This window comes from Branchiibius cervicis, assembly GCF_042661605.1.
Taxonomy (GTDB): Bacteria; Actinomycetota; Actinomycetes; order Actinomycetales; family Dermatophilaceae; genus Branchiibius; species Branchiibius cervicis.
In genome coordinates this window covers 1092114-1115228 of sequence record NZ_JBHSWJ010000002.1, presented here as the reverse complement: position 1 = coordinate 1115228, position 23115 = coordinate 1092114, and the positions used below count along the sequence as shown (strand labels likewise).

Genomic DNA, 23115 nt, shown 5'->3' with positions numbered 1-23115 from the left:
CGTTCCGTGCCGGTGCATCAAAAAACCCCTCGGACATCGAGGGGTTCGCCGCGGGGTCTGCTCACTCAGAGTGACCGCCGCGGCGTGCTGAGACCGAGCACGCGCTGCATAGGACAAGGCTATCGCACGAGCGCAACGCAAAAGCCGCCGTCCCGTGCGGGAGCGGCGGCTTTGCGCGTACGCGATCAGAGTGCGTTGACCTGCTTGGCCAGCGCGGACTTCTTGTTCGCGGCCTGGTTCTTGTGGATCACGCCCTTGGAGACAGCCTTGTCCAGCTTCTTGGACGCCAGCGCCAGCGCCTGCTGGGCCTGCTCCTTGTTGCCAGCCTCAACGGCCTCGCGGGTCTTGCGGATCCAGGTGCGCAACTCGGACTTGTAGGCCTTGTTGCGCTCGGTGCGGACCTGGTTGGTCTTGATCCGCTTCAGCTGGGACTTGATGTTCGCCACTGAGAATTCTTCCTTGCTTGGTTGGTCTGGGTTGTCGTTGAGGGCGACGCCCAAGGCTCACGGATGGGGCGTGGGGACACCCGGCGACTGAGCCTTGGATTTACTGCTACGTGCGCACACGACCAGAGTCCGCACGCAAGAGACAAAGTTACCAGCGCCGCGCGATTGCGCCCAAATCAGCGGGCGTTGCGCTCGGTCGCAATCACGCGCACCGCCTTCTCCACGGCGAAAACCGGGTCGCGACCACCGCCCTTGACGTCGAAGTCGGCGGCGGCGACCGCCTGGATCGCCCGGCCGAGGCGTGCTCCGTCCCACCCGGAGGCGGCCTTGCGAGCCCGGTCGACCTGCCACGGCGCCATCCCCAACCTGCCGGCCAGGGCCTGGGAATTGCCGCCGCCGGCCGTGGCCACCCGCGCCACCTGGCGCAACTGGCTGGCCAGTACGGCGACGATCGGCACCGGGTCGACCCCCGCGGCGACCGCGTGGCGCAGCAGGGTCAGCGCCGCACCGGCGTCTCCAGCGATCGCGGCGTCGGCGACCCGGAAACCCGTCGCCTCCACCCGGCCGCCGTGATAGGTCTCCACGACGTCGGCATCGATGAGGCCGCTGGTGTCGTCGACAAGTTGCTGGCAGGCCGCCGCCAGTTCGCGGACATCCTTGCCGACGGCCTCCACCAGCGACCGGACGGCGTCGGGCGTCGCCTTGCGACCGGCCACCCGGAACTCGTTGGTCACGAAATCCGACTTCGCGCGGTCGGTCTTGATCTCCGGTGCCTCGATGACCCGCGCCTTGGCGGCCTTCAACGCGTCCAGGGCCCGCTTGCCCCGGTTGCCGCTCTTGTGCAACACGATCAGCGTGATGTCGTCGACACCCTCTTTGACCAGCGAGGTCAGGTCGTCGATCAGGTCATCGCCGGCCTCGTCGAGATCCTGCACCACCAGGACCTTGTGCCCGCCGAAGAGACTGGGCGAGGCGTGCACCTGCAGGTCGCCGCGCTGATAGGTCTCGGCGCTGAGCCGGATGACCTCGGTGTCCACCCGGCGTACGTCCTCGAGTGTCGCGGCCAGCGCACGATCGGCGAGCACCTGCTCGGGACCCTTGATCAGAACGTACGGCGTCACGCGGCTCAGCCTGCCACGCGGCGCAGACAACGGTGTCGGTGCGCTGGCCTACGGTGCTGTCATGACCCGCACTCGCGTCCACAACCTGATCGTTTCGCTCGACGGATTCTCCGCCGGTGAGTACGTCACGCTCGAGAAGCCGATCGGTGACGCGCAGCGGCTGTTCGGTTTCTTCGACGGACGCGTGATCCACGGAATCGGCGGAGTGGACGCCCCGGTCACGGTGGATCGTTCGCTGTTCGCGCTGTGGGGGCAGGGCATCGGCGCGGAGATCATGGGCCGCAAGAAGTTCGGCCCGCAGACCGGGGCATGGCCAGGCGACGGCTGGCAGGGCTGGTGGGGTGACGAACCGCCGTTCGGCACGCCGGTCTTCGTGCTGACGCACCATCCGCGCCCGGCGCTGGAATTCGCGAACGGCACGACCTTCCACTTCATCGACGCCACGCCGCAGGAGGCGTTGCGGCTGGCCACGCAGGCCGCCGGCGGGTTGGACGTCCGCCTCGGCGGCGGCCCCTCCAGCGTGCGGCAGTTCCTGCAGGCCGGTTTGGTGGACTTCCTGCACCTGGTGGTCGTACCCATCACCCTCGGACGCGGAGTGCGGTTGTTCGAGGACTGCGAAGGCGTCTCGGACCACTACGACATCGAGACGGTGACGTCAGCCAGCGGTCTGACCCATCAGCTGTGGAACCGCCGCTCTCAGTCGTGAGGTAGGACGGGCCCGGCGACCGCATCCAGCCGTTTCAGACCCGCCAGCACCATCGCGGTGTCCGTGGTAGGGAAGAACGGCGGCAGCGACCGCTGCAGGAACCCTGCGTAACGGGCGGTCATCATCCGCGAGTCCAGGAAAGCCACGACGCCGCGGTCGTCGGAGCGGCGGATCAGCCGGCCGGCACCCTGGGCCAGGCGCAGTGCCGCGTGGGTGGCCGAGACCGCCATGAAGCCGTTGCCGCCGTGGGCCGCAACGTCTTCGGAACGGGCGGAGGCCAGCGGATCGTCCGGGCGGGGGAACGGGATCCGGTCGATGATCACCAGCTGGCAGGCCGGGCCCGGCACGTCGACGCCCTGCCACAGCGTGAGGGTGCCGAACAGGCACGTCTCGGCGGTCGCGGCGAATTGCCGCACCAAGGTGCCGATCTGATCGTCGCCCTGGCACAGCACGTCCACCTCGAGACGTTCGCGCATGGCCTCGGCCGCCTGTTTGGCTGCGCGCATGGAGGAGAACAGCCCCAGCGTCCGCCCGCCTGCGGCGCTGATCAGCGCCTCGATCTCATCCAGGGTCGCCGCCGCCAGACCGTCGCGGCCGGGCGGCGGCAGGTGCGCCGCGACGTACGCGATGCCCTGCTTGGCGTAAACGAACGGTGAGCCGACGTCCAGACCGGACCACCGCGGCGCGCCCTCACCCAACAACCCCATCCGCCCGGCCACCGGGTCGAAGCCACCGCCCAGTTCGAGGGTCGCGGACGTGACGACCACCGTGCGATCGTTGAAGACGGTGTCGCGCAACGTCATGGCGACGTCCATCGGCGCGACCCGCAGCACTCCCCGCGCCGGGAGTCCTGGTCGATCCACGGCACGTCGCCGGGCCGATCCTCCAGCACTCGCGCGCAGGTGTCGAAGACGTCGTCGACGGCGGCCCGGGCCACCTGCCGGGAGGGGTCGGGTTCGTCGCTGCGCAACGCCGTGAGGACGGCGCGGGAGGTGTCCCGGACTCGTTCGAGGGCCAACGCCAACTGATCGGGTACGCCGCGCAGCCGGCCCGCGGGCGCCGCATCGAGGATCTGGGTCAGGTAGTCACCCGCATCCGAAAGGGCTTCGGTATCAGCCAGTTTCGCGGATCTCTTGGCCGCAGCGACCACCATTGAACCGGTGATCTCCCGGGTGTTGCCGGAGGTCACCCGGTCGACGAGTTCGTGGCCCTCATCGATGATCAGCACATCGTGCTCGGGCAGCATCTGCCGGCCCTCGGCCGCGTCGATCGCCATGAACGAATGGTTGGTGACCACCACATCCACGTCGCGGGCCCGGGCCCGGGATCGCTCGACGAAACACTCGGAGAACTGCGGACATTTGCCGCCTAGACACTCATCGGCCGAGACCGACACCTGCCGCCAGGCCCGCTCGCTGACCCCGGGGACCAGATCGTCGCGATCGCCGCTGTCGGTCTCCTGCGCCCATTCGCGCAGTCTCTTGACCTCCGCGCCGAGCCGGCCCACGGTCGCATCGACCTGCCCCACGTCCAGCAGCGATCCTTCGTCGTCGTCGGGGTAGCCGCCCTCGAGCTTGTGCACGCACACGTAGTTGCGGCGGCCCTTGACCAACTCGAACGTGGGCTGGCGGGGCACCAGCTCCTTCAGCGCGGTGGTCAGGCGCGGCAGGTCGCGGTGCACGATCTGGTGTTGCAGCGCGATCGTGGCGGTGGCGACGACGGCCGGTTTGCCGGTCGCGAGCGCGTGCTGGAGGGCGGGCACCAGGTAGGCCAGGGACTTGCCGGTGCCGGTCCCGGCCTGCACCAACAGATGCCGGTCGTTCTCGATGGCGTCGGCGACGGCGTGTGCCATCTGCCGCTGGCCAGGGCGATCCGTGCCGCCGACTCCTGCCACCGCCGCGTCGAGGAGGTCATCGAGTTCGCCGGGCACCGAGCCAGCCTAAGGGGCCTACCGCACGGGTCTGGCCGCCGTCGCCCCGTACCGTGGAAAAGTGAGCGTCACCGCACCCGCCCGACTCAGCTGCCAGTTCGCCGACACACTGCCGGAACTCTCGCTCGACTGGCAAGCAGGGCCAGTGACCGCCCCAAGACTGCTTGCACTCGACGAGCACCTCGCTGATGACCTCGGTCTCGACCGCGACTGGTTGCGCTCCCCTGACGGTGTGCGCTTCCTGGTGGGCAACCAGGTGCCGGAAGGCGCACGGCCGGTCGCTCAGGGGTACGCCGGGCATCAGTTCGGCGGCTATTCACCCCGCCTGGGCGACGGCCGGGCCCTGCTTCTCGGCGAGATCACCGCGAGGGACGGCGTGCTGTGGGATGTGCACCTCAAGGGTTCGGGGCGTACCCCTTCTCCCGGGGCGGCGACGGCTGGGCCACGGTCGGGCCGATGTTGCGCGAGCACCTGATGGCCACCGCGATGCACGCGCTGGGCGTGCCGACCACCCGATCGTTGGCGGTCACGGCCACCGGCGCCCAGGTCGCCCGGGACACGCTGTTGCCGGGTGCGGTCCTCACCCGCGTGGCCGGTAGTCACCTGCGGATCGGAACGTTCCAGTACGCCGCGGCCCTGGTCGCCGGTGGGCACGTCGCGGCCGATCTGGTCGACCGGTTGACCGGGTATGCGATCGCGCGGCACTACCCGGAGCTGTCCGAGGCAGATCGGCCGGGACTCGCGCTGCTCCGGGCCGTGTCCGAGGCACAGGCGCGGCTGGTGGCGCACTGGATGAGCCTGGGATTCGTGCACGGTGTGCTCAACACCGACAACGTCCTGATCAGCGGAGAAACCATCGACTACGGACCGTGCGCCTTCGCCGACACCTTCGATCCGTCCGCGGTCTTCTCCTCGATCGATGAGGGCGGCCGGTACGCCTTCGGGCACCAGCCGCGAATCACCCAGTGGAATCTGGCCCGCTTCGCCGAGGCGCTGTTACCGCTGATCGATGAAAACACAGACACCGCCGTCGAATTGGCCAGCGAGGTCATCAACGCTTTCCCTTCGCAGTACGACGATGCCTTCGCCGCTCGGATGGCGACCAAGCTCGGGCTCGATGGCCGCGCCGACTTCCCCTTGGTGAAGGAGCTGGTCGATCTGATGCAGGCCGAACGGGACGACATCACGCTGCTCTTCCGGGACCTCACCCGGGCGGCACAGGGTGAGGTGGGCGCCCTCGCCGACCGACCGGCGTACGCGCAGTGGCTGACGCGGTGGCTGGCCCGGCACCCCGACGCCCAGGCGATGGCGAGCGCCAACCCGGTCTACATCCCGCGCAACCACCTGGTGCAGGAGGCCTTGGACGCCGCGGTCGCCGGTGACCACGCGCCGTACGACACATTGCTCGAGGCCTTGCGCGAACCCTTCACGGCCCGTGCGGGATTCGAGGACTACACGCGGGCCGCACCGCAGGATTTCGGCGACTACGTCACCTTCTGCGGGACCTGATCACACGGCGTACGCCGCGAGTTGGCCTTCCAGCGTCGCAGTCACCTTGGCCTGCACCCGGGTGCCGTCAGCGGTGTGCTCACTGGCCAGCACCTCACCCTCGGAGTGCACGCGGGACACGAGGTCACCGCGGTCGTACGGCAGGAGCACGTCCACGCGGATGTCCGGCTTCGGCAATTCTTGGGCGATCAGGGCGAGCAATTCGTCGAATCCTGCTCCGGTGCGGGCGGATACGACGACCGAGTGCTTCTCGGCACGGGTCAACCGGTCGATCACCTCAGGATCGGCGACGTCGGCCTTGTTGATCACGATGACTTCCTTGACGTCGGTCGCACCGACGTCGGCCAACACGGCGCGCACCGCGGTGATCTGGGACTCGGGATCGGGGTGCGAACCGTCGACGACGTGCAGCAGCAGATCGGAATCGCCGACCTCCTCCAGGGTGGAACGGAACGCCTCGACCAACTGGTGCGGCAGCTCGCGGACGAAACCAACCGTGTCGGTGAGGGTGTAGGGCCGCCCGTCCGGGGTCTGCGAACGGCGCACCGTGGGGTCCAGCGTCGCGAAGAGTTGGTTCTCGACGAGCACGCCCGCACCGGTGAGCCGGTTCAGGATCGAGGACTTGCCGGCGTTGGTGTACCCCGCAATGGCCACCGACGGAACGTGATGGGCCCTGCGTGAGTGCCGCTTGGTGTCGCGGACCGTCTTCATCCCGGACAGTTCGCGCTTCAACTTCGAGATGCGGGTGTTGATCCGGCGGCGGTCCAACTCGATCTTGGTCTCACCGGGGCCACGCGAACCCATCCCCTGGCCGCCGGCGGCCTGGCCACCGGCCTGACGGGACATCGACTCACCCCAACCACGCAGACGCGGCAACAGGTACTGCAACTGGGCCAACTCGACCTGCGCCTTGCCCTCCTTGGACTTGGCGTGCTGGGCGAAGATGTCCAGGATCAGGGCGGTCCGGTCGATGACCTTGACCTTGACCACGTCCTCCAGCGCACGGCGCTGGCTGGGTGCGAGTTCGCCGTCGGCGATGACCGTGTCCGCGCCTTCGGCGATGACGATGTCGCGCAGCTCCTTGGCCTTACCGGAACCCAGCCAGGTGCCGGGGTCGGGTTTGGTCCGACGCTGCAGCACCCCCGCGAGCACCTCCGATCCCGCGGTCTCGGCGAGCGCGGCAAGCTCTCGCAGGCTGGCCTCGGCGTCTTCGACGGTGCCGTCGGACCACACACCCACCAGCACCACGTGCTCAAGGCGCAACTGGCGGTACTCGACCTCGGTGACGTCCTGGAGTTCGGTGGACAGCCCGCCGACCCGGCGTAGCGCGGATCGGGCCTCCCGGTCGAACTGGTCACCGTCGGTGCCCTCGTCCTCGATCAGGAAGCCGTACTCGTCGTAGCGTTCGTCCTCGCCGGACTCCGCGAGGGCCTCGGCGCGACGGTTCAGGATGGCGTGTTCAGCAGTCATGTTCTTCATATGGTTGCAAGCAGGAACGTTCGACGCGACCCCTTTATGCCTGCACCTGCAGGATCCGGAAACCGCGCACACTGGTCAGACGCGTCGTGTCCAGTGCAGGGAACTGCTCGTCCAACCAGCGTTGCAGGGAGTCCGAGCCCAGGTTCTTGGCCACCACCAGGTATGCCGATCCGCCCGGTACCAGCCGCGGCAACCAGGTGTGCAGCATCCGGTGCAGCACGTCCTTACCGACCCGGATCGGCGGGTTGGACCAGATCACGTCGAACCGTACGTCGGCCGGCACGTCATCCGGCGCCGCCACCTGGACACCGGTCAGTCCGAGCGACGCGGCGTTGACGGCGGTGAGGTCGCGGGCGCGGGCGTTGACGTCGACCGCCCACACCCTGGCCTGCGGTCGCAACAATCCGAGGGTCAACGCGATCGGTCCCCAGCCGCAGCCGAGGTCCAGGAAGTCGCCGGTCGGCGGGGGCTGCGGCACGTGGTTCAACAGGACGGTCGTGCCCTGGTCGAGACGGTCCGGGGAGAACACCCCGCCGGCCACCTGGACCGCCCTCGTCTGCCCGGCCAACGGGACCCGGATCTGCCGACGCTCCTCCGCACTGGCGGGTTCAGCAGTGAAGTAGTGCTCGCTCATCAGTCCGGCAGGCTGACCTGTCCTGCCGCGACGATCTGCGCCGGACCGGCCAATCCCACACTGCCGCCGTCGATGTCGACCATCAAGGTGCCCCCGCGCACGTCCACCCGCCACGCCAGCTCATCACTCGGCGTACCTGCCCACCACCAGGTCGCCAACGCCGCCGCGGCGGCCCCGGTGCCACACGACAAGGTCTCGCCGACACCGCGCTCGTGCACCCGCATGGAGATGTGCCGGGGGCCGATCGCCCGGACGAACTCGACATTGGTGCCGTGCCGGGGCTCGGGGTCCACCCGGGGTGCCACCGACAGATCCAGCAGCTCCAAGGAGATCGACGGCGGCAGAGCGACCACGGTGTGCGGGTTGCCCAGGTCCAGGCTGATGGCCGGCAACGGATCGGGTGAGCCGACGACCTGCACGACGCTGTCCATTCCGCGGCCGCGGGCCTCGTCCGCACGCGACAGGGTCCACGGGCCGAGGTCGGTGCGGAAGCCGTGCTCGGCCCGGGTGATCAGCTTGCGGCCGGCGCGGGTCGCGATCGGGAACTCGACGCCGTCGACCAGACCGCGATCGCACAGGAACTGGGCGAACACCCGGGTGCCGTTGCCGCACATCTGCGCCTCGGAGCCGTCGGCGTTGCGGTAGTCCATGAACCACTGCGCGTCCGGCGCGGCCTCGCGCACGTGCGCGGGGGCCGAGGCGAGGGTGCGATCCGGATCACCCCGTCGGCACCGATCCCGGCGTGCCGGTCGGCGAGGAAACGCACATCGGTCGCGGACAGGTCCAGCGAACCGTCCAGATCCGGCACGAGCACGAAGTCGTTCAACGTGCCGTGTCCCTTGGCGAAGTCGATGGTGCGCACGCGGTCAGTCTGCCGTAGCGGCGCTCGCGGCGCGTACGACGTCCATCGCGCGATCGACCAGATCCGGTGCGTCGTGGTCCAGCCAGTGCACCCGTGGATCGGGCGCGAACCAGGAGCCCTGGCGGCGCGCGAGCCGACGGGTAGCCGTGATCGTGGCCTCGATCGCCTCCTGTTCGGAAAGGCGCCCGTCGATCTGCTCCAGCGCCTGGGCATATCCGATGGCCCGGGATGCGGTACGCCCCTCGCGCAATCCGTCCTCCAGCAGCATCGTCACCTCGTGCAGCAACCCGTCCCGCCACATCTTCTCGGTGCGCGCGGCGATCCGCTGGTCAAGCACACTGCGCTCGGCGCGCAACCCGATGAGCACCGCCGGCTCGTGGAACTCCCGGCGCGGCAGGGTCGCGCTGAACAGGCGGCCGGTGAGTTCGATCACTTCCAGCGCCCGCACGATGCGCCGACCATTGCTCGGCAGGATCTGGGCGGCAGCCACCGGATCGGCGGCGGCCAGTTCCAGATGCAGCCGCTCAGGGCCTTCGGTGGCCAGGCGCGCGTCGTACCTGCCCCGCACCTGCGGATCGGTCGGCGGGATCTCGAAGCGGTCCAGCACCGCTCGTACGTACAGGCCCGAACCGCCGGCCAGCACCGGCACGTGCCCGCGGGCACGGATCCGGGCCATGTCCAGGCGGGCCGCGCGCTGGTAGGCCGCCACCGAGGCTTCGTCACGCACGCCCAGCACGTCGAGCTGGTGATGCCGGATGCCTCCGCGCTGCTGCGGCGGCACCTTGGCCGTACCGATGTCCATCCCCGCATACAGCTGTGACGCATCGGCGTTGACGATCTCGCCGGCCAGCCGGGTCGCCACGGCGATCGCCAGGTCCGACTTGCCCGTCGCGGTGGCACCGACGATCGCGACCACGGGGTCCGGAGTGTCGGACTGCGTGGCGGACGGTTCGTTATCGTGATCGTGCATCCGTCCTATCGTCCCAATACGCGCAGCGGCAGGAGAACCGAGTGCCCCAATCCGGAAGTCCGATGGCGCCGAAACACCACCATGCGACTTCTGGAACTGACGTGAGCCCCCGCACCGCCGTCATCGGGTCGGGTGTCTCCGGACTCGTGGCGGCGTACGTCCTGAGCCGCTCGACGCGGGTGACGCTCTACGAGGCGGACAACCGGGCCGGCGGCCACGCGCACACCCACGACGTCACCCTGGCCGACGGCTCCGTGGTGCCGGTGGATTCCGGCTTCATCGTGCACAACAACCGCACCTACCCCACGCTGGGGCGCCTCTTCGCCGAACTGGGCATCGCGACGCAGCCGACGGACATGAGCATGTCGGTGTTCTCACCGCAGGACCAGTGGCAGTACGCCGGGGGCAGGGTATGCGGGGTATCTTCGCCGACCTACGCACCAGCAGCCGTCCGGCCTTCCTGCGGATGCTGCTGGAAGTACGGCGTTTCCACCAACAGGCCAGGACCTTCCTGCACGGCAACGACCCCGAGGTGCCGCTGCGCGACTGGCTGTCGCAGGCGTCGTTCGGCGAGACGTTCCACCGCTACTTCATGACGCCCCTCGTCTCGGCCGTCTGGTCCTGCGACGACGATGACGCCTTGGACTATCCGGCCCGTTCGCTGTTCACGTTCCTGGAACATCACGGCATGCTCAGTGTCGGCGGTTCCCCGTCCTGGCGCACGATCGTCGGCGGATCGCGCACCTACGTCAACAAGGTGCTCGAGCACGTTGCGGAGGTGCGGCTGGCCACCCCGGTGGTCGCCGTTTCGCGGCTGGCCGCGGGCGGCGTACGCGTCTGCGACGCGACCGGCGCAGTGCGCGACTTCGACGCGGTCGTCGTGGCGACCCACCCCCGGCAGGCACTGACGATGCTCCAGGAGCCGACGCCGACACAGCAACGCGTCCTGGGGTCGATCGAGTACAGCGTGAATCAGGCTGTGCTGCATACGGACTCGTCGGTTCTGCCGAGCGCCACCGCGGCTCGCGCTTCCTGGAACTACCGGTTGGATGGCGACGCCGGCGTGCTCGTCACCTACGACGTGACCCGGTTGATGCGGCTGCCGTCACCCCTCGGCGAGCGGGTGCTGGTCACGCTCAACGGGGCGGACCGGATCGACAAGGCCACCGTGATCGCGGAAATGACCTACGAGCATCCGCTCTACACCTCCGAGTCGGTCGCGGCCCAGCGGGAGCTGGCAGCCTGCAGCGACGACCGGATCGCCGTCGCCGGCGCGTATCACGGCTGGGGCTTTCACGAGGACGGCGCTCGCGCCGGTCTGCGGGCCGCGGCGCGGGTAGGCGGGGTTTGGTGAGTGTGCGGCCCTACCTGACGTCGGTCCGGCATATCCGAACCGGCCCGGTCACCAACGATTTCCGCTATCGCGGCGTCGCCTGGTTGGTGGATCTCGACGAAGCGGCGCCGGTCCCGCGCTGGCTGGCATCGATCGTGCGTTTCCGGGCCGGTGATCATCTGGGTGACCCCGGCGCGTCGTGGCGGGACAACGTCATCGCGTTCGCGGCGGCCCAGGGCATCACCATCGGCGACGGGCCGATCCGGGCGATGAGCGGCGCCCGGACATTGGGCTACGCCTTCGACCCGATCACGCTCTACTGGTGCCACGACCGGGCGGGATCCCTCACCTGCGTCATCGCCGAAGTCCGCAACACCTACGGAGACCGGCACGTGTACCTGGTCCGGCCGGACGCTCGTGGCAGGGCTCGCACCGACAAGGCGATGTACGTGTCCCCGTTCAACGACGTGAGCGGTTACTACCAGTTGAGCGTGCCTGCACCGGCACCCAACCTCGACGTTCGCATCGTGCTGCACCGCGACGGGCAGCCGCCGTTCGTGACGACCTGGTCAGGTGAACCGGCGACCTCGCGATCCGAACTCCTGCTCGCGGTGGCGCGCGCGCCTTTGTCAGCCCAACTCGTAACCGCCCGCATTCACTGGCAGGGCGTGAAACTCTGGCTTCGGCGGCTGCCCATCGTCGCCCGACCGAAGCACCAGCCACAGGAGGCCGTATGACGACTCTCGCGAACACATCGGTGACCATCGACCCGATCCGTTGGCCCGACGTTGCCTACATCCCGGGAAGCCTGAAAGCTGTTGCGGCGGAACGGGTAGCGAAGTCGCTGTTCTTCCGAGCCGTCCAGCGGCTACCGATCCGCGTGCACCTGCCCGGCGGCGCGGTGATCGGAGGTGCCGCTCATGATGAGAACGCCCCCGACATGACCGTGCACCAACTGCGGCCCTTCGTGCGCCGGATCGGCGACAGTGGTTTGATCGGTTTCGGCGAGTCGTATCTGGCCGGCGAGTGGGACAGCAGCCGGCTGGCGGATCTCATCGCGGCGTTCGCCCAGGGGTCGACGATCTGGTGCCGGCTCCCCTCAAACGGCTGCGATCGGCGTACCTGCGTCGTCAACCGACCACCACCCGGCCGAACACGGAGAACTCACGAAGCAACGTCGAGAAGCACTACGACCTGTCCAATGACATGTTCGCGACGTTCCTGGACGAAACGATGACCTACTCGTCGGCACTGTTCGACCCCAGAACGACCGGTACCCCCGGCGAGGCCGAGTTGGCGGGCGCCCAGCACACCAAGATCGACCGGATGCTGGATCAGGGCCGGGTCGGTCCGGGCACCCGGGTGCTCGAAATCGGCACAGGATGGGGCGAATTGGCGTTGCGCGCCGCCCAGCGCGGGGCCCGCGTGCACAGCATCACGTTGTCGTCCGAACAACTGGCGTGGGCTCGCGCCAAGGCGCAGGCGGCCGGTGTCGCGGATCGGGTCGACATCGAACTGGCCGACTACCGCACCGTGCACGAGGAATACGACGCGGTGTTGTCCGTGGAAATGATCGAGGCGGTCGGCCTGGAGTTCCTGCCCACGTACTTCACCACCCTGCGGTCCGCGTTACGACCCGGCGGCCGCGCCGTGGTCCAGGCGATCACGATGCCGCACCACCGGATGCTGGAGACACGTAACACCTACACCTGGATCCACAAGTACATCTTCCCCGGGGGCGCGCTCCCGAGCCTGGAAATCCTCGGATCCACTGCTGCGGCAAGCGGATTGCAGACTGCCGGGATCCTGTCGATGGGGCAGAGTTACGCGCGGACCCTCGACGCGTGGGCCGAGCGGTTCACCGCTGCAACCGATCGGTTGGAGACGCTGGGTTTCGATGAGGTCTTCCGGCGTATGTGGATGTTCTATCTGCGCTACTCCGAGGGCGGCTTCCGCTCGGGCTACCTGGACGTGCACCAACTGACCTACGAGGTGGCGTGAGCGGGATCGCCGGGCGGATCGCCCGCACGTTGGAGCCCTTGGTCGGCGGCAACCTTCCGGTGCGCCTCACTGCGTGGGACGGCAGCGCCGCCGGGCCGCAAGATGCCCCGCTGGTCCGGCTGAACTCCCCCAACGTTCTGCGTCGAATGCTCTGGGCACCAGGGGAACTCGGCGCGGCCCAGGCGTACGTCACCGGCGAGCTCGAGGTCGAGGGCGACCTGGTCGCCGCACTGCGGCACGCCTGGTCGGTCGTGTCCGAGCGGGACTTGTCGGGCGTGCGGGTGACGCCGCGCTTGCTGGCGTCGGTGGCGTCGTTGGCCAAGGACGCCGGAGTCATCGGCCGTCGACCGTCGGTGCCGGACAGCCAGGTGGTCGTGCGTGGCCGGCTGCATTCGAGAGCGCGGGATGAGCAGGTCATCGCCCACCACTACGACATCACCAGTGCCTTCTACGAAGCAGTGCTGGACGAGAACATGGCCTACTCGTGCGCCTACGTCACCGGCGCGGACGTGACCGGCGGGGAGACCGAAACCTACCGGCTGGAGGATGCGCAGCGGGACAAACTGGACCTGGTGTGCCGCAAGCTGGGTCTGGACCAGCGGCCCGGGCAGACACTGCTGGACGTCGGCTGCGGCTGGGGTTCGTTGTCGTTGTACGCCGCGCGGACCTACGGCGCCCGGGTGACCGGAGCGACGATCGCCGCCGAACAGAAGGCGTTCATCGACCGCCGCGTGGCGCTGGAAGGGCTGGACCGCCTCGTCACGATCCGGTTGCAGGACTACCGGGACATCGACTGCGGCCCGTTCGATGCGGTGGCCTCCCTGGAGATGGGTGAACACGCCGGGGACCGGGGCTATCCAGCTTTCGTGGACACCCTGCGCCGCAACGTATCCGAGCATGGCCGGGTCCTGGTGCAGCAGATGAGCCGAGGGGGCAGGCATCCCGGCGGCGGGCCGTTCATCGAATCGTTCATCACCCCGGACATGACGATGCGACCGGTCGGTGAGACGGTTGCGTTGCTGGAGAAGGGCGGCCTCGAGGTCCGCGACGTCCAGGCCTTGCGCGAGCACTACGCCTGGACCGCCCGCGCGTGGATGACCCGGTTCGAGGCCAACAAGGAGAAGCTGCGCGAACTGGTCGGCGACGAACAGGTCCGCGTGTGGGAGCTGTATCTGGCCGGCGGGCAGTTGGCGTTCGAGCAGGGCCGGATGGGCGTTGACCAGATCCTGGCCGTACGCCGCGGCGGCACGACGCCTCCTCGCACCCCGCGGTGAGAGCAGAGCCGGTCCTATCGGCGGGTCACCGTGCGGAGCACGGCGAGACCGCCACGGGCTGCGGCCGACCAACCGTGGGCAGACCCAGCGACACCGCCGGTTTGCGGACCGCACCCGCAGCGCCGTCCTGCAGCGCCGCCCACGCATCACCGCCACGCGTCGCACGGACCTCGAACCGGTGACCGGACAGGCCGGAGTCGGCCACGAGATGGTGCGGGGCGGCGTACGTCACCTCGACGTCGACCAGGTCGCCGGGCCGGACCCGGTCCTGGCCCTCAGGCACGGCGAAGTGCACCAGGCGGTTGTCGCGGGCCCGACCGGACATGCGATGGGTCGCCTCGTCCTTGCGGCCGCCCGCCGTCACCAGGACCTCGATCTGCCGGCCGACGAGCGCGGTGTTCTGCGCCCATGAGACGGCTTCCTGCAGGGCCAGCAGCCGATCGAAACGCTCCTGGACCACCTGCTTGGGCAGCTGCGCGTCAAGGGTCGCCGCCGGGGTCCCCGGACGCGGGGAGTACTGGAACGTGAACGCGGAGGAGAACCGCGCCGCCTCCACGACCCGCAGCGTGTCCTCGAAATCTGCATCGGTCTCCCCCGGGAAGCCCACGATGATGTCCGTGGTGATCGCCGCATCGGGGATCGAGGCCCGCACGTCGTCCAGGATCCGTAGGAACTTCTCCGAGCGGTAGGACCGCCGCATCGCTTTGAGCACCCGGTCGGAGCCGGACTGCAGCGGCATGTGCAGCGACGGCATGACGTTGGGGGTCTGCGCCATCGCATCGATGACGTCCTGGGTGAACGCGGCCGGATGCGGCGAGGTGAAGCGCACCCGCTCCAAACCCTCGATCTCACCGCAGGCCCGCAGCAGCTTGCCGAATGCCTGCCGGTCGCCGAACTCGACTCCGTAGGTGTTCACGTTCTGGCCCAGCAGCGTGACTTCGACCACGCCCTGGTCCACCAGCGCTGTGATCTCGGCCAGGATCTCCCCGGGCCGGCGGTCGCGTTCCTTGCCGCGCAGCGAGGGCACGATGCAGAAGGTGCAGGTGTTGTTGCACCCCACGGAGATGGACACCCAGCCGCTGTAGGCCGAGTCGCGGCGCGTCGGAAGGGTGGACGGGAACGTCTCGAGGGACTCCAGGATCTCGACCTGGGCCTCGCGGTTGTGCCGAGCCCGTTCCAACAGCACCGGCAGCGCGCCGACGTTGTGAGTGCCGAAGACGACGTCGACCCACGGCGCCCGGTCCACGATGCTGGCCCGGTCCTTCTGCGCCAGGCAGCCGCCGACCGCGATCTGCAGGTCCGGGTTGGCGTCCTTCGCCGGGCGCAGGTGGCCCAGCTGGCCGTACAACTTGCCCGCGGCGTTCTCCCGGACGGCACAGGTGTTGAACACGACCACATCGGCGGTTTCCGGGCGCTGCGCAGCAGGCAGGGTGGCGATGTCCCGGTATCCCGCGGTCTCCAACAGACCCGCGATCCGTTCGGAGTCGTGGACGTTCATCTGGCAGCCGTGCGTGCGCACGTCATAGGTACGGCGAGTGTCCTGCGAAGTCGACATAACCCGTCAATGGTAGCCGCGCCAAACCGGGGTCCCCGCCGCCGACAACGTCCTACCATCGGGCGATGCAGCGGTTGCACGTCATCTGCAACCCGGTGGCCCGGGGAGTCGACGATGCCCTCGTGCAGCGGGTGGCAACGACGCTGCGGTCGGCAGGGCACGGCGTACGCGTGTCACGGTGCCGGGCCGTCGCCGCGGCCGATGACCTGATCGCCGACACCGCCGCCCGCGGGGAGCGAGCCGTCCTCGTCGGCGGCGACGGATTCCTGCACACCATGACCGGTCCGTTGATCGCCCACCGGATCGACTTCGCTCTCGTGCCTGCCGGCCGCGGCAACGACTTCGCTCGGCAATTGGGGATTCCGACGGCACCGGATGCGGCCCTGCGGCTGGCGTCCGCGGGTACGGTCGCGCCCGTCGACGCGTTGAAGGTGCGGGCATGCGCGGCGGTGCACTTCGCCGCGGTCAGCGTCTACGCCGGCGTCGACTCCCGGGTGTCGCAGCTGGTCAACGGCTACCGCCGGATACCGGTCGCGGCTCACTATCCGCTGGGTGCTGTGCAGTCGATCCTGACCTTCGCGCCGCGGGACTACCGGGTCGAGGTGGATGGCGTCGTTCACGAATACACCGGCGTGTCGGCGATCGTCGCCAACGGCGGCTTCTACGGCAACGGCATGCACATCGCGCCGGACGCGATCCCCGACGACGGCCGCCTGGACGTGGTCCTCCTCGGCGCGGCCACCAGGGCCCGATTTCTGAGGTTGTTGCCGACGGTCTACCGCGGGAGGCACATCAGACAGCCGGAGGTGACGGTGCTGCGCGGCCGGACCGTGCGCATCGAAAGCAGCGGGGTGAGCGCGTACGGCGACGGTGAATTCATCGGGGATCTGCCGGTCACCGTCGAGATCGTGCCTCGCGTGCTACGCGTCGTGCGCTGAGGTTTCTTCGTCGGAGCGGGCGGGCTGAGCCCGGTCGGCGTGGCCCAACGAGCGGTCCGGCCACGCGACGTCCCGGACGCGCCGCTTGAGCTCGGCCGCGTCCGGGAAACCGCCGTCGCGGCGGCGGTCCCAGACGACCTCCTCGCCGACGGCAATCGTGAAAACACCGCCGGTGCCGGGCACCAGCGTCACGGACGTCAGATCGGTGCCGAAGCTGGACAGCAGCTCGCCGGCGAGCCAGGTGGCGCGCAGCAACCAGTTGCACTGGGTGCAGTACTCGATCCGGATGTCAGTCCTCATCAGCCGACTCCTGGAGCACCTCTCGAACCACCGACATCACCAGCGAGGGTGAGTAGCCCTTCCGGGCAAGCATTCCCGCCACGCGGCGCTGTTGCACAACGTATTCGGCGCCACGCATGGTGCGCACCTTCTTGCGGGCCAGCTCAACCGCCCGGTCACGCTCAGCATCGTCGTCGATGCTGTCCAACTGGTCGCGGATCAACTCATCGTCGACCCCTTTGCGGCGCAGTTCTTGAGCGATCCCTCGCCGACCCAGACCACGGGTGGCTTGCTGGGAGCGGACGAGCATCCCGGCGAACGCCTCGTCGTCGACGAGTCCGACCTCCGTCATCCGGTCCAGCACCGTCTCGGCGACCTCGTCCGCGCAACCCTTGGCCCGCAGTTTTTCTTCGAGTTGTTTGCGGCTGCGCGGAGCCATGGTCAGCTGGCGCAACACGATGTTGCGCGCCACGTCGTACGGGTCCGGCTCCCGGTCGGCAGCACGCTCTGGTGCTGCCGACCGGGACCGGGGACGACCGGCTTGCGGTCCCGGCATCAGAATTCGACCGGGATGTCTTCCTCGGCGGGCGCGTCGAGGCGCGGTCCGACGCCGAGCTTCTCCTTGATCTTCTTCTCCAGCTCATCGGCCAGGTCGGGGTTGTCCCGCAGGAAGTTGCGGGCGTTCTCCTTGCCCTGACCGAGCTGGTCGCCTTCGTAGGTGTACCAAGCCCCCGATTTGCGCACGAAGCCGTGCTCGACCCCCATGTCGATCAGGCCGCCCTCGCGGGAGATGCCCTGGCCGTAGAGGATGTCGAACTCGGCCTGCTTGAACGGCGGCGACACCTTGTTCTTGACCACCTTGACGCGGGTGCGGTTGCCGACAGCATCGGTGCCGTCCTTCAACGTCTCGATCCGGCGAACATCCAGTCGCACCGAGGCATAGAACTTCAACGCCTTACCGCCCGTGGTGGTTTCGGGGCTGTTGTGCACCATCACCCCGTCGACGAAGTAGTTGTGCGTGCCTCCCACCTCGATGTCGAACCGATGCATCGAGCGGGTCGGCGGCTTGACGTGCACATCGAGCACGCGAGCAGGGATCAGCACCTCTTGCGGCGCGACGAACTGCGGGGCCACCTCGAACCGGCCCTGCAACGACGGCAGCAGCTTGTAGGCCATCGACGGGTGGACAAAGGGGGCCACCAACTGCAGGAAAGTGTCGGTACCAGCCCGAGTCATCGCCAGTACTGCCTTGGCGCGGGCACCAGAGGGTTGCACCGAGCACTCGACCCCATGAGTGTCTCGCAGGTAGTCGACCAACCGGTCCCGTGAGCCTGAGCTCAGCGCCTCTACACAGAATTGGACACGCCCACTACCGCCAGCGGTACGCGCCTGCACGCCCTTGGACCGGACGGCCAGCGAGCCATCGTCCATGTACCAGATCGCCAGCGCCAACGGCGTCAGCGCCTTGAGGTACTCCTCGCTGAGGTGTTTCTTGCCGTCACCCCAGTAGACGACCTCACGAAGCTCGGACAACTCCGGCAGCGGCGAAAGGTCCACGTGCACAGCGCCATTGGGGCGAACCGAACGAGTCTGACCGATGTTGCCCAGCAGTTCGCTCTTCCAATCCAGATAACCGACCTGAGCCGCTGCATGACCCATCCGGTAGCGCACGCCACGGCGACCCCGGGTGTTGGGCGCAAGGTGTCCGTCCCCCATCAGACCGCCCAGAATCACCTGCCACTGCTGGTCGCTCAGGCGTGCGGTTTCGCTGACCATGACCCGGTCACCGGCGATGATCTCGCCTGCCTCGCGCCAGCCTCCCGGGGTGCGGATCAAGTGGTTCTCGGTCGCCGCGAACTGTGACTTCCCGTTGCCACCGGACTTCGCCACGCTGAACTGCAGAAAGCGTTGGGCCGGGCCGTTGTCGAACCAGTTCGTGATCGGCCGGTTGACGATGGTGTTCGTAGCTGGATCGTAGGTTCGCACCTCCACAGCCATCTTCTGGTTGACGATCTTGCCGATCTTCTCCTGGCTGCCATCGGCCAACGTCACTCTGGTGCCATAGGAGAAGCAGCCGAACATGACGCCGATCTTCTCGCGCAACTGGTTGATGAAGATGGCGGTCGTGCCGGAGTTGTTCAGGGCACCGGTGATCTTGCGCAGTGCCTGGCTCATCAACCGGGCCTGCAGACCGACGTGGCTATCGCCCATCTCGCCCTCGATCTCCGCACGCGGCACCAGCGCGGCAACGGAGTCGATCACGATGATGTCCAGCGAACCGGAACGGATCAGCATGTCGGCGATCTCCAGGGCCTGCTCACCGGTGTCCGGTTGGCTGACCAGCAGGGCGTCGGTGTCGACCCCGAGCGCCTTGGCGTACTCCGGGTCCAGCGCGTGCTCGGCGTCGATGAACGCGGCAATCCCGCCGTTGCGCTGCGCACTGGCGACCGCGTGCAGTGCGACGGTGGTCTTACCGCTGGACTCCGGGCCGTAGATCTCGATGACCCGGCCGCGCGGCAGGCCGCCGATGCCCAGTGCGACATCGAGGGCGATCGACCCGGTCGGGATCACTTCGATCGGCGGACGGATGTCATCGCCCAGGCGCATGACCGCGCCCTTACCGTGCGACTTCTCGATCTGCGCCATGACGGCGTCGAGGGACTTCAGTTTGTTGTCACGCGGATCCGCGGTTGCTGCGGCCATCAGGCTCTCCTTGGCTCATTCATCGGGTCGCGCCTACCGGCGACCCTTGCGGCATCGGCACGCTCCGTCCCCTTCAAGCTGCTCGGCAACCCGAAGGTACGACGTCGACGACGCGATAGGTCAGACGCTAGGTGCGACCACCGACAACCACGTGAACAAGATCCTGCGTGTGTGGACAACGGGCCGTCGCGGAGCACCTGTCCACAACCTAACCGACCATTCGCACATCCGTACGAACGACACCCCGCCCGCGTGTCGGGCGTTCTCATCGGCCCAACTGCACCATGCCCGTGTGGTTGTCCAGCGGCAGCGCGGGCTGCATCGTCGCGGTCACCGCCATGTCCCCGAGGGTTACCTGACCGCCGTACACCGACATGAACGAAGTGTCCGCCGCGTCCCGTCCGGTGGCGATGCGCAGCAACGACTGACGAGGGGCCAGGCCGGTGGAGTCCAGGCACCACCACTGCTCGTCGACGTAGGCCTCGGCGACGGCGTGGAAATCCATCGGCGACAATCCGGGCGCGTAGACCGCGACCAGCCGGGCGGGTACGTCGCGGGCGCGCAGAGCGGCGACCGTCAGGTGGGCGAAGTCCCGGCAGACGCCGGTGCGCTGCAGGAACGTGTCCAGGGCACCGTCGGTCGGTCGCGACGAGCCGCCGATGTACGCCGTACGTCCCCTGACCCAGTCCGCCACCCCGATCACCAGGTCGGACCCGCTTCGTCCCTCGAACAACTCCGCCGCCGTCCCGAACAGCGCGTCGGACTCGGCGTAGCGGGAGGGCACCAAATGGTTCAGTTGCTCCGCGACGCCCTCATCGGCGTACTCCTCGGCGCCGTTCACGCTCGCGTCGTAGTGGATCGTGATGTCCCCCGCGGGCAGATCGACGACGTGACGTACGCCGTAGTGGGCCGTGGCGACTTCCTGCGCCTGCAGTGTCTGGTCACCGGACCGGATGTCGAGGTGGTCGTCGATCTCCAGACCGGGGCACCGGGCGACCGCGACGGCCAGCACCAGACGGGCGGGCGCGGCGGCTTGCAGGGACAGAGCAGCGGTGACAGTGCGTTGCATCTAGACGTCTCTCTCGCGAAGGGGCAGGTCCCGCCCGAAGCGGCGCTCGGGGGGAATGTCCAGGTCGTCACACAGCGCCGCCCACACCTCCTTGGGTCGGACGCCGTCGTCCAGGGCGACCATGACGGTGCGATCGCCCAGCGCGTGCAGGTGGTGGCCGGAGGCCAGAGTCCGGGCGTAGGCGTCGCCGAACTCGTCGTTCATCAACCGCCAGAACTCGCTGGTGCGCACCGCCTCATTGTTCCAGGCACACCGAACCGGTGCCCCCACGGGGGCAGGCACCGTACATTGCTGCCCATGCAGTTGATCGTGGCTGACGGCCCCCTCCCCTCCCTGTCCCGTGTGCACGAGCCGCGTCGACCCACCGTCCGGGTGGGGCTGGTGCAGCACGCATGGGACCCCGATGCGGATCACCTCAAGGCGACGCTGCGCGGAGGGATCGAGCAAGCGGCCGGCGCCGGCGCGACGTACGTCTTCCTGCCCGAACTCACGCTGTCGCGCTACCCGGCGGACACGTTGCCCACCGGGGTGCCCAGCGCCACCGCAGAGTCACTCACCGATGGGCCGACCATCACCTTCGCCCGCGACACCGCCACGGATCTGGGCATCTTCGTACACGCCTCGCTGTACGAGAAGGCGGACGCCGACGACGGCCTCGGCCTCAACACCGCCATCCTGGTCGGCCCGGACGGGCGCCTGCTCGCCCGCACCCGCAAGACGCACATCCCGGTAACGGCCGGTTACTACGAGGACAAGTACTTCCGTCCCGGTCCGGCCGATGACGCCTATCCGGTGGTGTCGCTACCGGACACGGCGATGAACCTGGGCCTGCCCACGTGCTGGGACGAGTGGTTCCCGGAGGTGGCGCGCAGTTACGCCCTCGGTGGGGCCGATGTGCTGGTCTACCCGACGGCCATCGGCTCCGAACCTGATCACCCGGAGTTCGACACCGAACCGCTGTGGCAGGCCACGATCGTTGGACACGCCATCGCCAACGGGCTGTTCGTGATCGTCCCCAACCGCACCGGAACCGAGGGCCTGATCAGCTTCTACGGCAGTTCCTTCATCGCCGACCCCTACGGCCGGATTCTCGTGCAGGCTCCGCGCGACGAGCAGGCCGTCCTGGTCGCCGACCTGGACCTGGCGCAGCGGGCCGACTGGCTGGATCTGTTTCCGTTCCTGGCCACCAGACGCCCCGACACGTACGCCGATCTGGCCGCTCCGGTGCGGCCCGAACACCAACGGACGGACACCTGATGTCGTGGTTCATGCCGCCGGAGACCGCGCCGCACCGGCGCACCTGGATGGCTTTCCCGTCGGCCGGGTACACCTTGGGTGACACACAAGAGGACGCCGAGATCGCCCGGGCCACCTGGGCGGCGGTCGCGAACGCCGTGTCGGTCTTCGAGCCGGTCACGATGCTGGTCACCCATGACGACGCGCAGGTGGCCCGGGAACTTCTCGACGCCGGCATCGACCTCATCGAAACCGAACTGGACGATGCGTGGATGCGCGACATCGGGCCGACGTTCGTGCTCGGCGCCGGTGGGCGCCTGGGGGCCGTCGACTGGGTCTTCAACGGCTGGGGCGGGCAGTCATGGGCGTCGTGGTCCCATGACTCACGGGTCGCGGCAACGGTCGCGGCGCAGGCCTTCGCCGAACGCATCGAGTCGCGGATCGTCAACGAGGGCGGTGGTTTTCACGTCGACGGCGAGGGAACCGTACTTCTCACCGAGACGGTCCAGCTGGACCCCGGTCGCAACCCATCGCTCACCAAGGCAGACATCGAGGCGGAGTTCGCGCGGACACTCGGCGTGGACACCTTCATCTGGTTACCGCGCGGCCTGACCCGTGACTACGGCGAGTTCGGGACCCGCGGGCACGTCGATATCGTGGCCACCTTCCCCTCCCCGGCGTGGTGCTGGTGCACGACCAGGAGGATCCGTCGCATCCCGACCATGCCGTGACGCAACAGGTCATCGACGTCCTCGCCGGGGCAACGGATTCACGGGGCCGATCCCTGGAGATCGTCCGCATCCCCGCGCCGGCCACAGGCTACGACGAGGAGGGCCCCAACGACTGGTCGTACGTCAACCATCTGGTCGTCAACGGCGGTGTCGTGGCCTGCATCTTCGACGACGCCAACGACGACCGGGCACTGGACATCCTCGAGGAGGTCTACCCGGGCCGTGAGGTCATGGGTGTCGACGCTCGCGAGCTGTTCGCCCGCGGCGGCGGTATCCACTGCATCACCCAGCAGGAGCCCTCGGCGGGTTGACCCGCGCGCCGCCATCGAGGGTGAGGTT

At 68.4% G+C, this 23115-nt stretch carries 18 protein-coding genes and 7 pseudogenes; 10 read left to right on the top strand and 15 right to left on the bottom strand.

Annotated elements, in window-relative coordinates; genetic code table 11:
• Window positions 1-185 precede the first annotated feature (185 nt).
• Window positions 186-446, bottom strand: a complete 261-nt coding sequence (rpsT, locus tag ACFQBT_RS05995; RefSeq protein ID WP_377821127.1) for a 30S ribosomal protein S20 — start codon at window positions 444-446, stop codon at window positions 186-188.
• A 176-nt stretch (window positions 447-622) separates the two neighbouring features.
• Window positions 623-1576, bottom strand: coding sequence for a DNA polymerase III subunit delta (gene holA / locus ACFQBT_RS05990; RefSeq protein ID WP_377825381.1), 954 nt, complete (start codon window positions 1574-1576; stop codon window positions 623-625).
• A 52-nt stretch (window positions 1577-1628) separates the two neighbouring features.
• Between holA and ACFQBT_RS05985 the strand changes: the two genes are divergently transcribed.
• On the top strand, window positions 1629-2273 hold the full coding sequence (locus ACFQBT_RS05985; protein WP_377821125.1) for a dihydrofolate reductase family protein: 645 nt from the start codon (window positions 1629-1631) through the stop codon (window positions 2271-2273).
• On the opposite strand, the pseudogene ACFQBT_RS05980 reads toward ACFQBT_RS05985, so the two are convergent.
• Window positions 2264-4125: pseudogene (locus ACFQBT_RS05980) on the bottom strand (ATP-dependent DNA helicase). The gene ACFQBT_RS05985 and the pseudogene ACFQBT_RS05980 overlap by 10 nt on opposite strands.
• A gap of 139 nt (window positions 4126-4264) precedes the next feature.
• Here ACFQBT_RS05980 and ACFQBT_RS05975 point away from each other — a divergent pair.
• Window positions 4265-5712 (top strand): annotated as a pseudogene (locus tag ACFQBT_RS05975) (protein adenylyltransferase SelO).
• Here ACFQBT_RS05975 and hflX read toward each other — a convergent pair.
• From hflX to miaA, 4 genes are all read right to left on the bottom strand, one after another.
• Window positions 5713-7182, bottom strand: a complete 1470-nt coding sequence (hflX, locus tag ACFQBT_RS05970) for a GTPase HflX (protein ID WP_377821123.1) — start codon at window positions 7180-7182, stop codon at window positions 5713-5715.
• Between the two features lie 43 nt (window positions 7183-7225).
• Complete coding sequence (locus ACFQBT_RS05965) at window positions 7226-7825, bottom strand: class I SAM-dependent methyltransferase (RefSeq protein WP_377821121.1); 600 nt, start codon at window positions 7823-7825, stop codon at window positions 7226-7228.
• Window positions 7825-8508: a diaminopimelate epimerase gene (dapF, locus tag ACFQBT_RS05960; RefSeq protein WP_377821119.1), complete on the bottom strand. Its 684-nt coding sequence runs from the start codon at window positions 8506-8508 to the stop codon at window positions 7825-7827. Before dapF ends, ACFQBT_RS05965 begins: the two co-directional genes overlap by 1 nt.
• Before the next feature lie 183 nt (window positions 8509-8691).
• Entirely contained in the window at window positions 8692-9657 is a 966-nt protein-coding gene (gene miaA, locus ACFQBT_RS05955; RefSeq protein WP_377821117.1) for a tRNA (adenosine(37)-N6)-dimethylallyltransferase MiaA, read from the bottom strand.
• Window positions 9658-9719: 62 nt separating this feature from the next.
• Here miaA and ACFQBT_RS05950 point away from each other — a divergent pair.
• The 5 genes and pseudogenes from ACFQBT_RS05950 to ACFQBT_RS05930 form a co-directional block, all read left to right on the top strand.
• Window positions 9720-10010 (top strand): annotated as a pseudogene (locus tag ACFQBT_RS05950) (FAD-dependent oxidoreductase); the annotation flags it as partial.
• 35 nt (window positions 10011-10045) lie between these two features.
• Window positions 10046-11011 (top strand): NAD(P)/FAD-dependent oxidoreductase, encoded by a 966-nt coding sequence (locus tag ACFQBT_RS05945; protein WP_377821115.1) that lies wholly within the window; start codon window positions 10046-10048, stop codon window positions 11009-11011.
• Window positions 11008-11727 carry a DUF1365 domain-containing protein gene (locus ACFQBT_RS05940; protein ID WP_377821113.1) on the top strand — a complete coding sequence of 240 codons (720 nt, stop codon included), beginning with the start codon at window positions 11008-11010 and terminating at the stop codon, window positions 11725-11727. The genes ACFQBT_RS05945 and ACFQBT_RS05940 overlap by 4 nt, the downstream gene beginning before the upstream one ends.
• A 349-nt stretch (window positions 11728-12076) precedes the next feature.
• A complete protein-coding gene (locus ACFQBT_RS05935; protein ID WP_377821111.1) occupies window positions 12077-12991 on the top strand; it encodes a class I SAM-dependent methyltransferase in 915 nt (304 codons plus the stop codon).
• On the top strand, window positions 12988-14265 hold the full coding sequence (locus ACFQBT_RS05930) for a class I SAM-dependent methyltransferase (protein WP_377821110.1): 1278 nt from the start codon (window positions 12988-12990) through the stop codon (window positions 14263-14265). The genes ACFQBT_RS05935 and ACFQBT_RS05930 overlap by 4 nt, the downstream gene beginning before the upstream one ends.
• Before the next feature lie 25 nt (window positions 14266-14290).
• On the opposite strand, the gene miaB is transcribed toward ACFQBT_RS05930, so the two are convergent.
• Window positions 14291-15820: a tRNA (N6-isopentenyl adenosine(37)-C2)-methylthiotransferase MiaB gene (gene miaB / locus ACFQBT_RS05925; RefSeq protein WP_377821108.1), complete on the bottom strand. Its 1530-nt coding sequence runs from the start codon at window positions 15818-15820 to the stop codon at window positions 14291-14293.
• A 65-nt stretch (window positions 15821-15885) separates the two neighbouring features.
• On the opposite strand from miaB, the gene ACFQBT_RS05920 reads away from it, so the two are divergent.
• The gene (locus tag ACFQBT_RS05920; protein WP_377821106.1) at window positions 15886-16758 is read left to right on the top strand and encodes a diacylglycerol/lipid kinase family protein; all 873 of its coding nucleotides are present in this window, start codon (window positions 15886-15888) and stop codon (window positions 16756-16758) included.
• On the opposite strand, the gene ACFQBT_RS05915 is transcribed toward ACFQBT_RS05920, so the two are convergent.
• From ACFQBT_RS05915 to ACFQBT_RS05885, 7 genes and pseudogenes are all read right to left on the bottom strand, one after another.
• Window positions 16741-17058: an Rdx family protein gene (locus ACFQBT_RS05915; protein ID WP_377821104.1), complete on the bottom strand. Its 318-nt coding sequence runs from the start codon at window positions 17056-17058 to the stop codon at window positions 16741-16743. The two genes, ACFQBT_RS05920 and ACFQBT_RS05915, sit on opposite strands and share 18 nt — an antisense overlap.
• A complete protein-coding gene (locus ACFQBT_RS05910) occupies window positions 17048-17593 on the bottom strand; it encodes a regulatory protein RecX (protein ID WP_377821102.1) in 546 nt (181 codons plus the stop codon). The genes ACFQBT_RS05915 and ACFQBT_RS05910 overlap by 11 nt, the downstream gene beginning before the upstream one ends.
• Window positions 17593-18021: pseudogene (locus ACFQBT_RS05905) on the bottom strand (recombinase RecA family protein); the annotation flags it as partial. The pseudogene ACFQBT_RS05905 and the gene ACFQBT_RS05910, both read right to left, overlap by 1 nt.
• A gap of 24 nt (window positions 18022-18045) precedes the next feature.
• A pseudogene (locus ACFQBT_RS05900) lies at window positions 18046-19119 on the bottom strand (intein-containing recombinase RecA); the annotation flags it as partial.
• Window positions 19111-19740, bottom strand: a pseudogene (gene recA, locus ACFQBT_RS05895) (recombinase RecA); the annotation flags it as partial. The pseudogenes ACFQBT_RS05900 and recA, both read right to left, overlap by 9 nt.
• A gap of 265 nt (window positions 19741-20005) precedes the next feature.
• Complete coding sequence (locus ACFQBT_RS05890; protein WP_377821100.1) at window positions 20006-20809, bottom strand: transglutaminase-like domain-containing protein; 804 nt, start codon at window positions 20807-20809, stop codon at window positions 20006-20008.
• The gene (locus ACFQBT_RS05885) at window positions 20810-21040 is read right to left on the bottom strand and encodes a DUF3046 domain-containing protein (protein ID WP_377821098.1); all 231 of its coding nucleotides are present in this window, start codon (window positions 21038-21040) and stop codon (window positions 20810-20812) included.
• Window positions 21041-21106: 66 nt separating this feature from the next.
• Here ACFQBT_RS05885 and ACFQBT_RS05880 point away from each other — a divergent pair, with 66 nt between their 5' ends.
• Complete coding sequence (locus ACFQBT_RS05880; RefSeq protein WP_377821096.1) at window positions 21107-22066, top strand: nitrilase-related carbon-nitrogen hydrolase; 960 nt, start codon at window positions 21107-21109, stop codon at window positions 22064-22066.
• A pseudogene (locus ACFQBT_RS05875) lies at window positions 22066-23087 on the top strand (agmatine deiminase family protein). Before ACFQBT_RS05880 ends, ACFQBT_RS05875 begins: the two are co-directional and overlap by 1 nt.
• Window positions 23088-23115 lie beyond the last annotated feature (28 nt).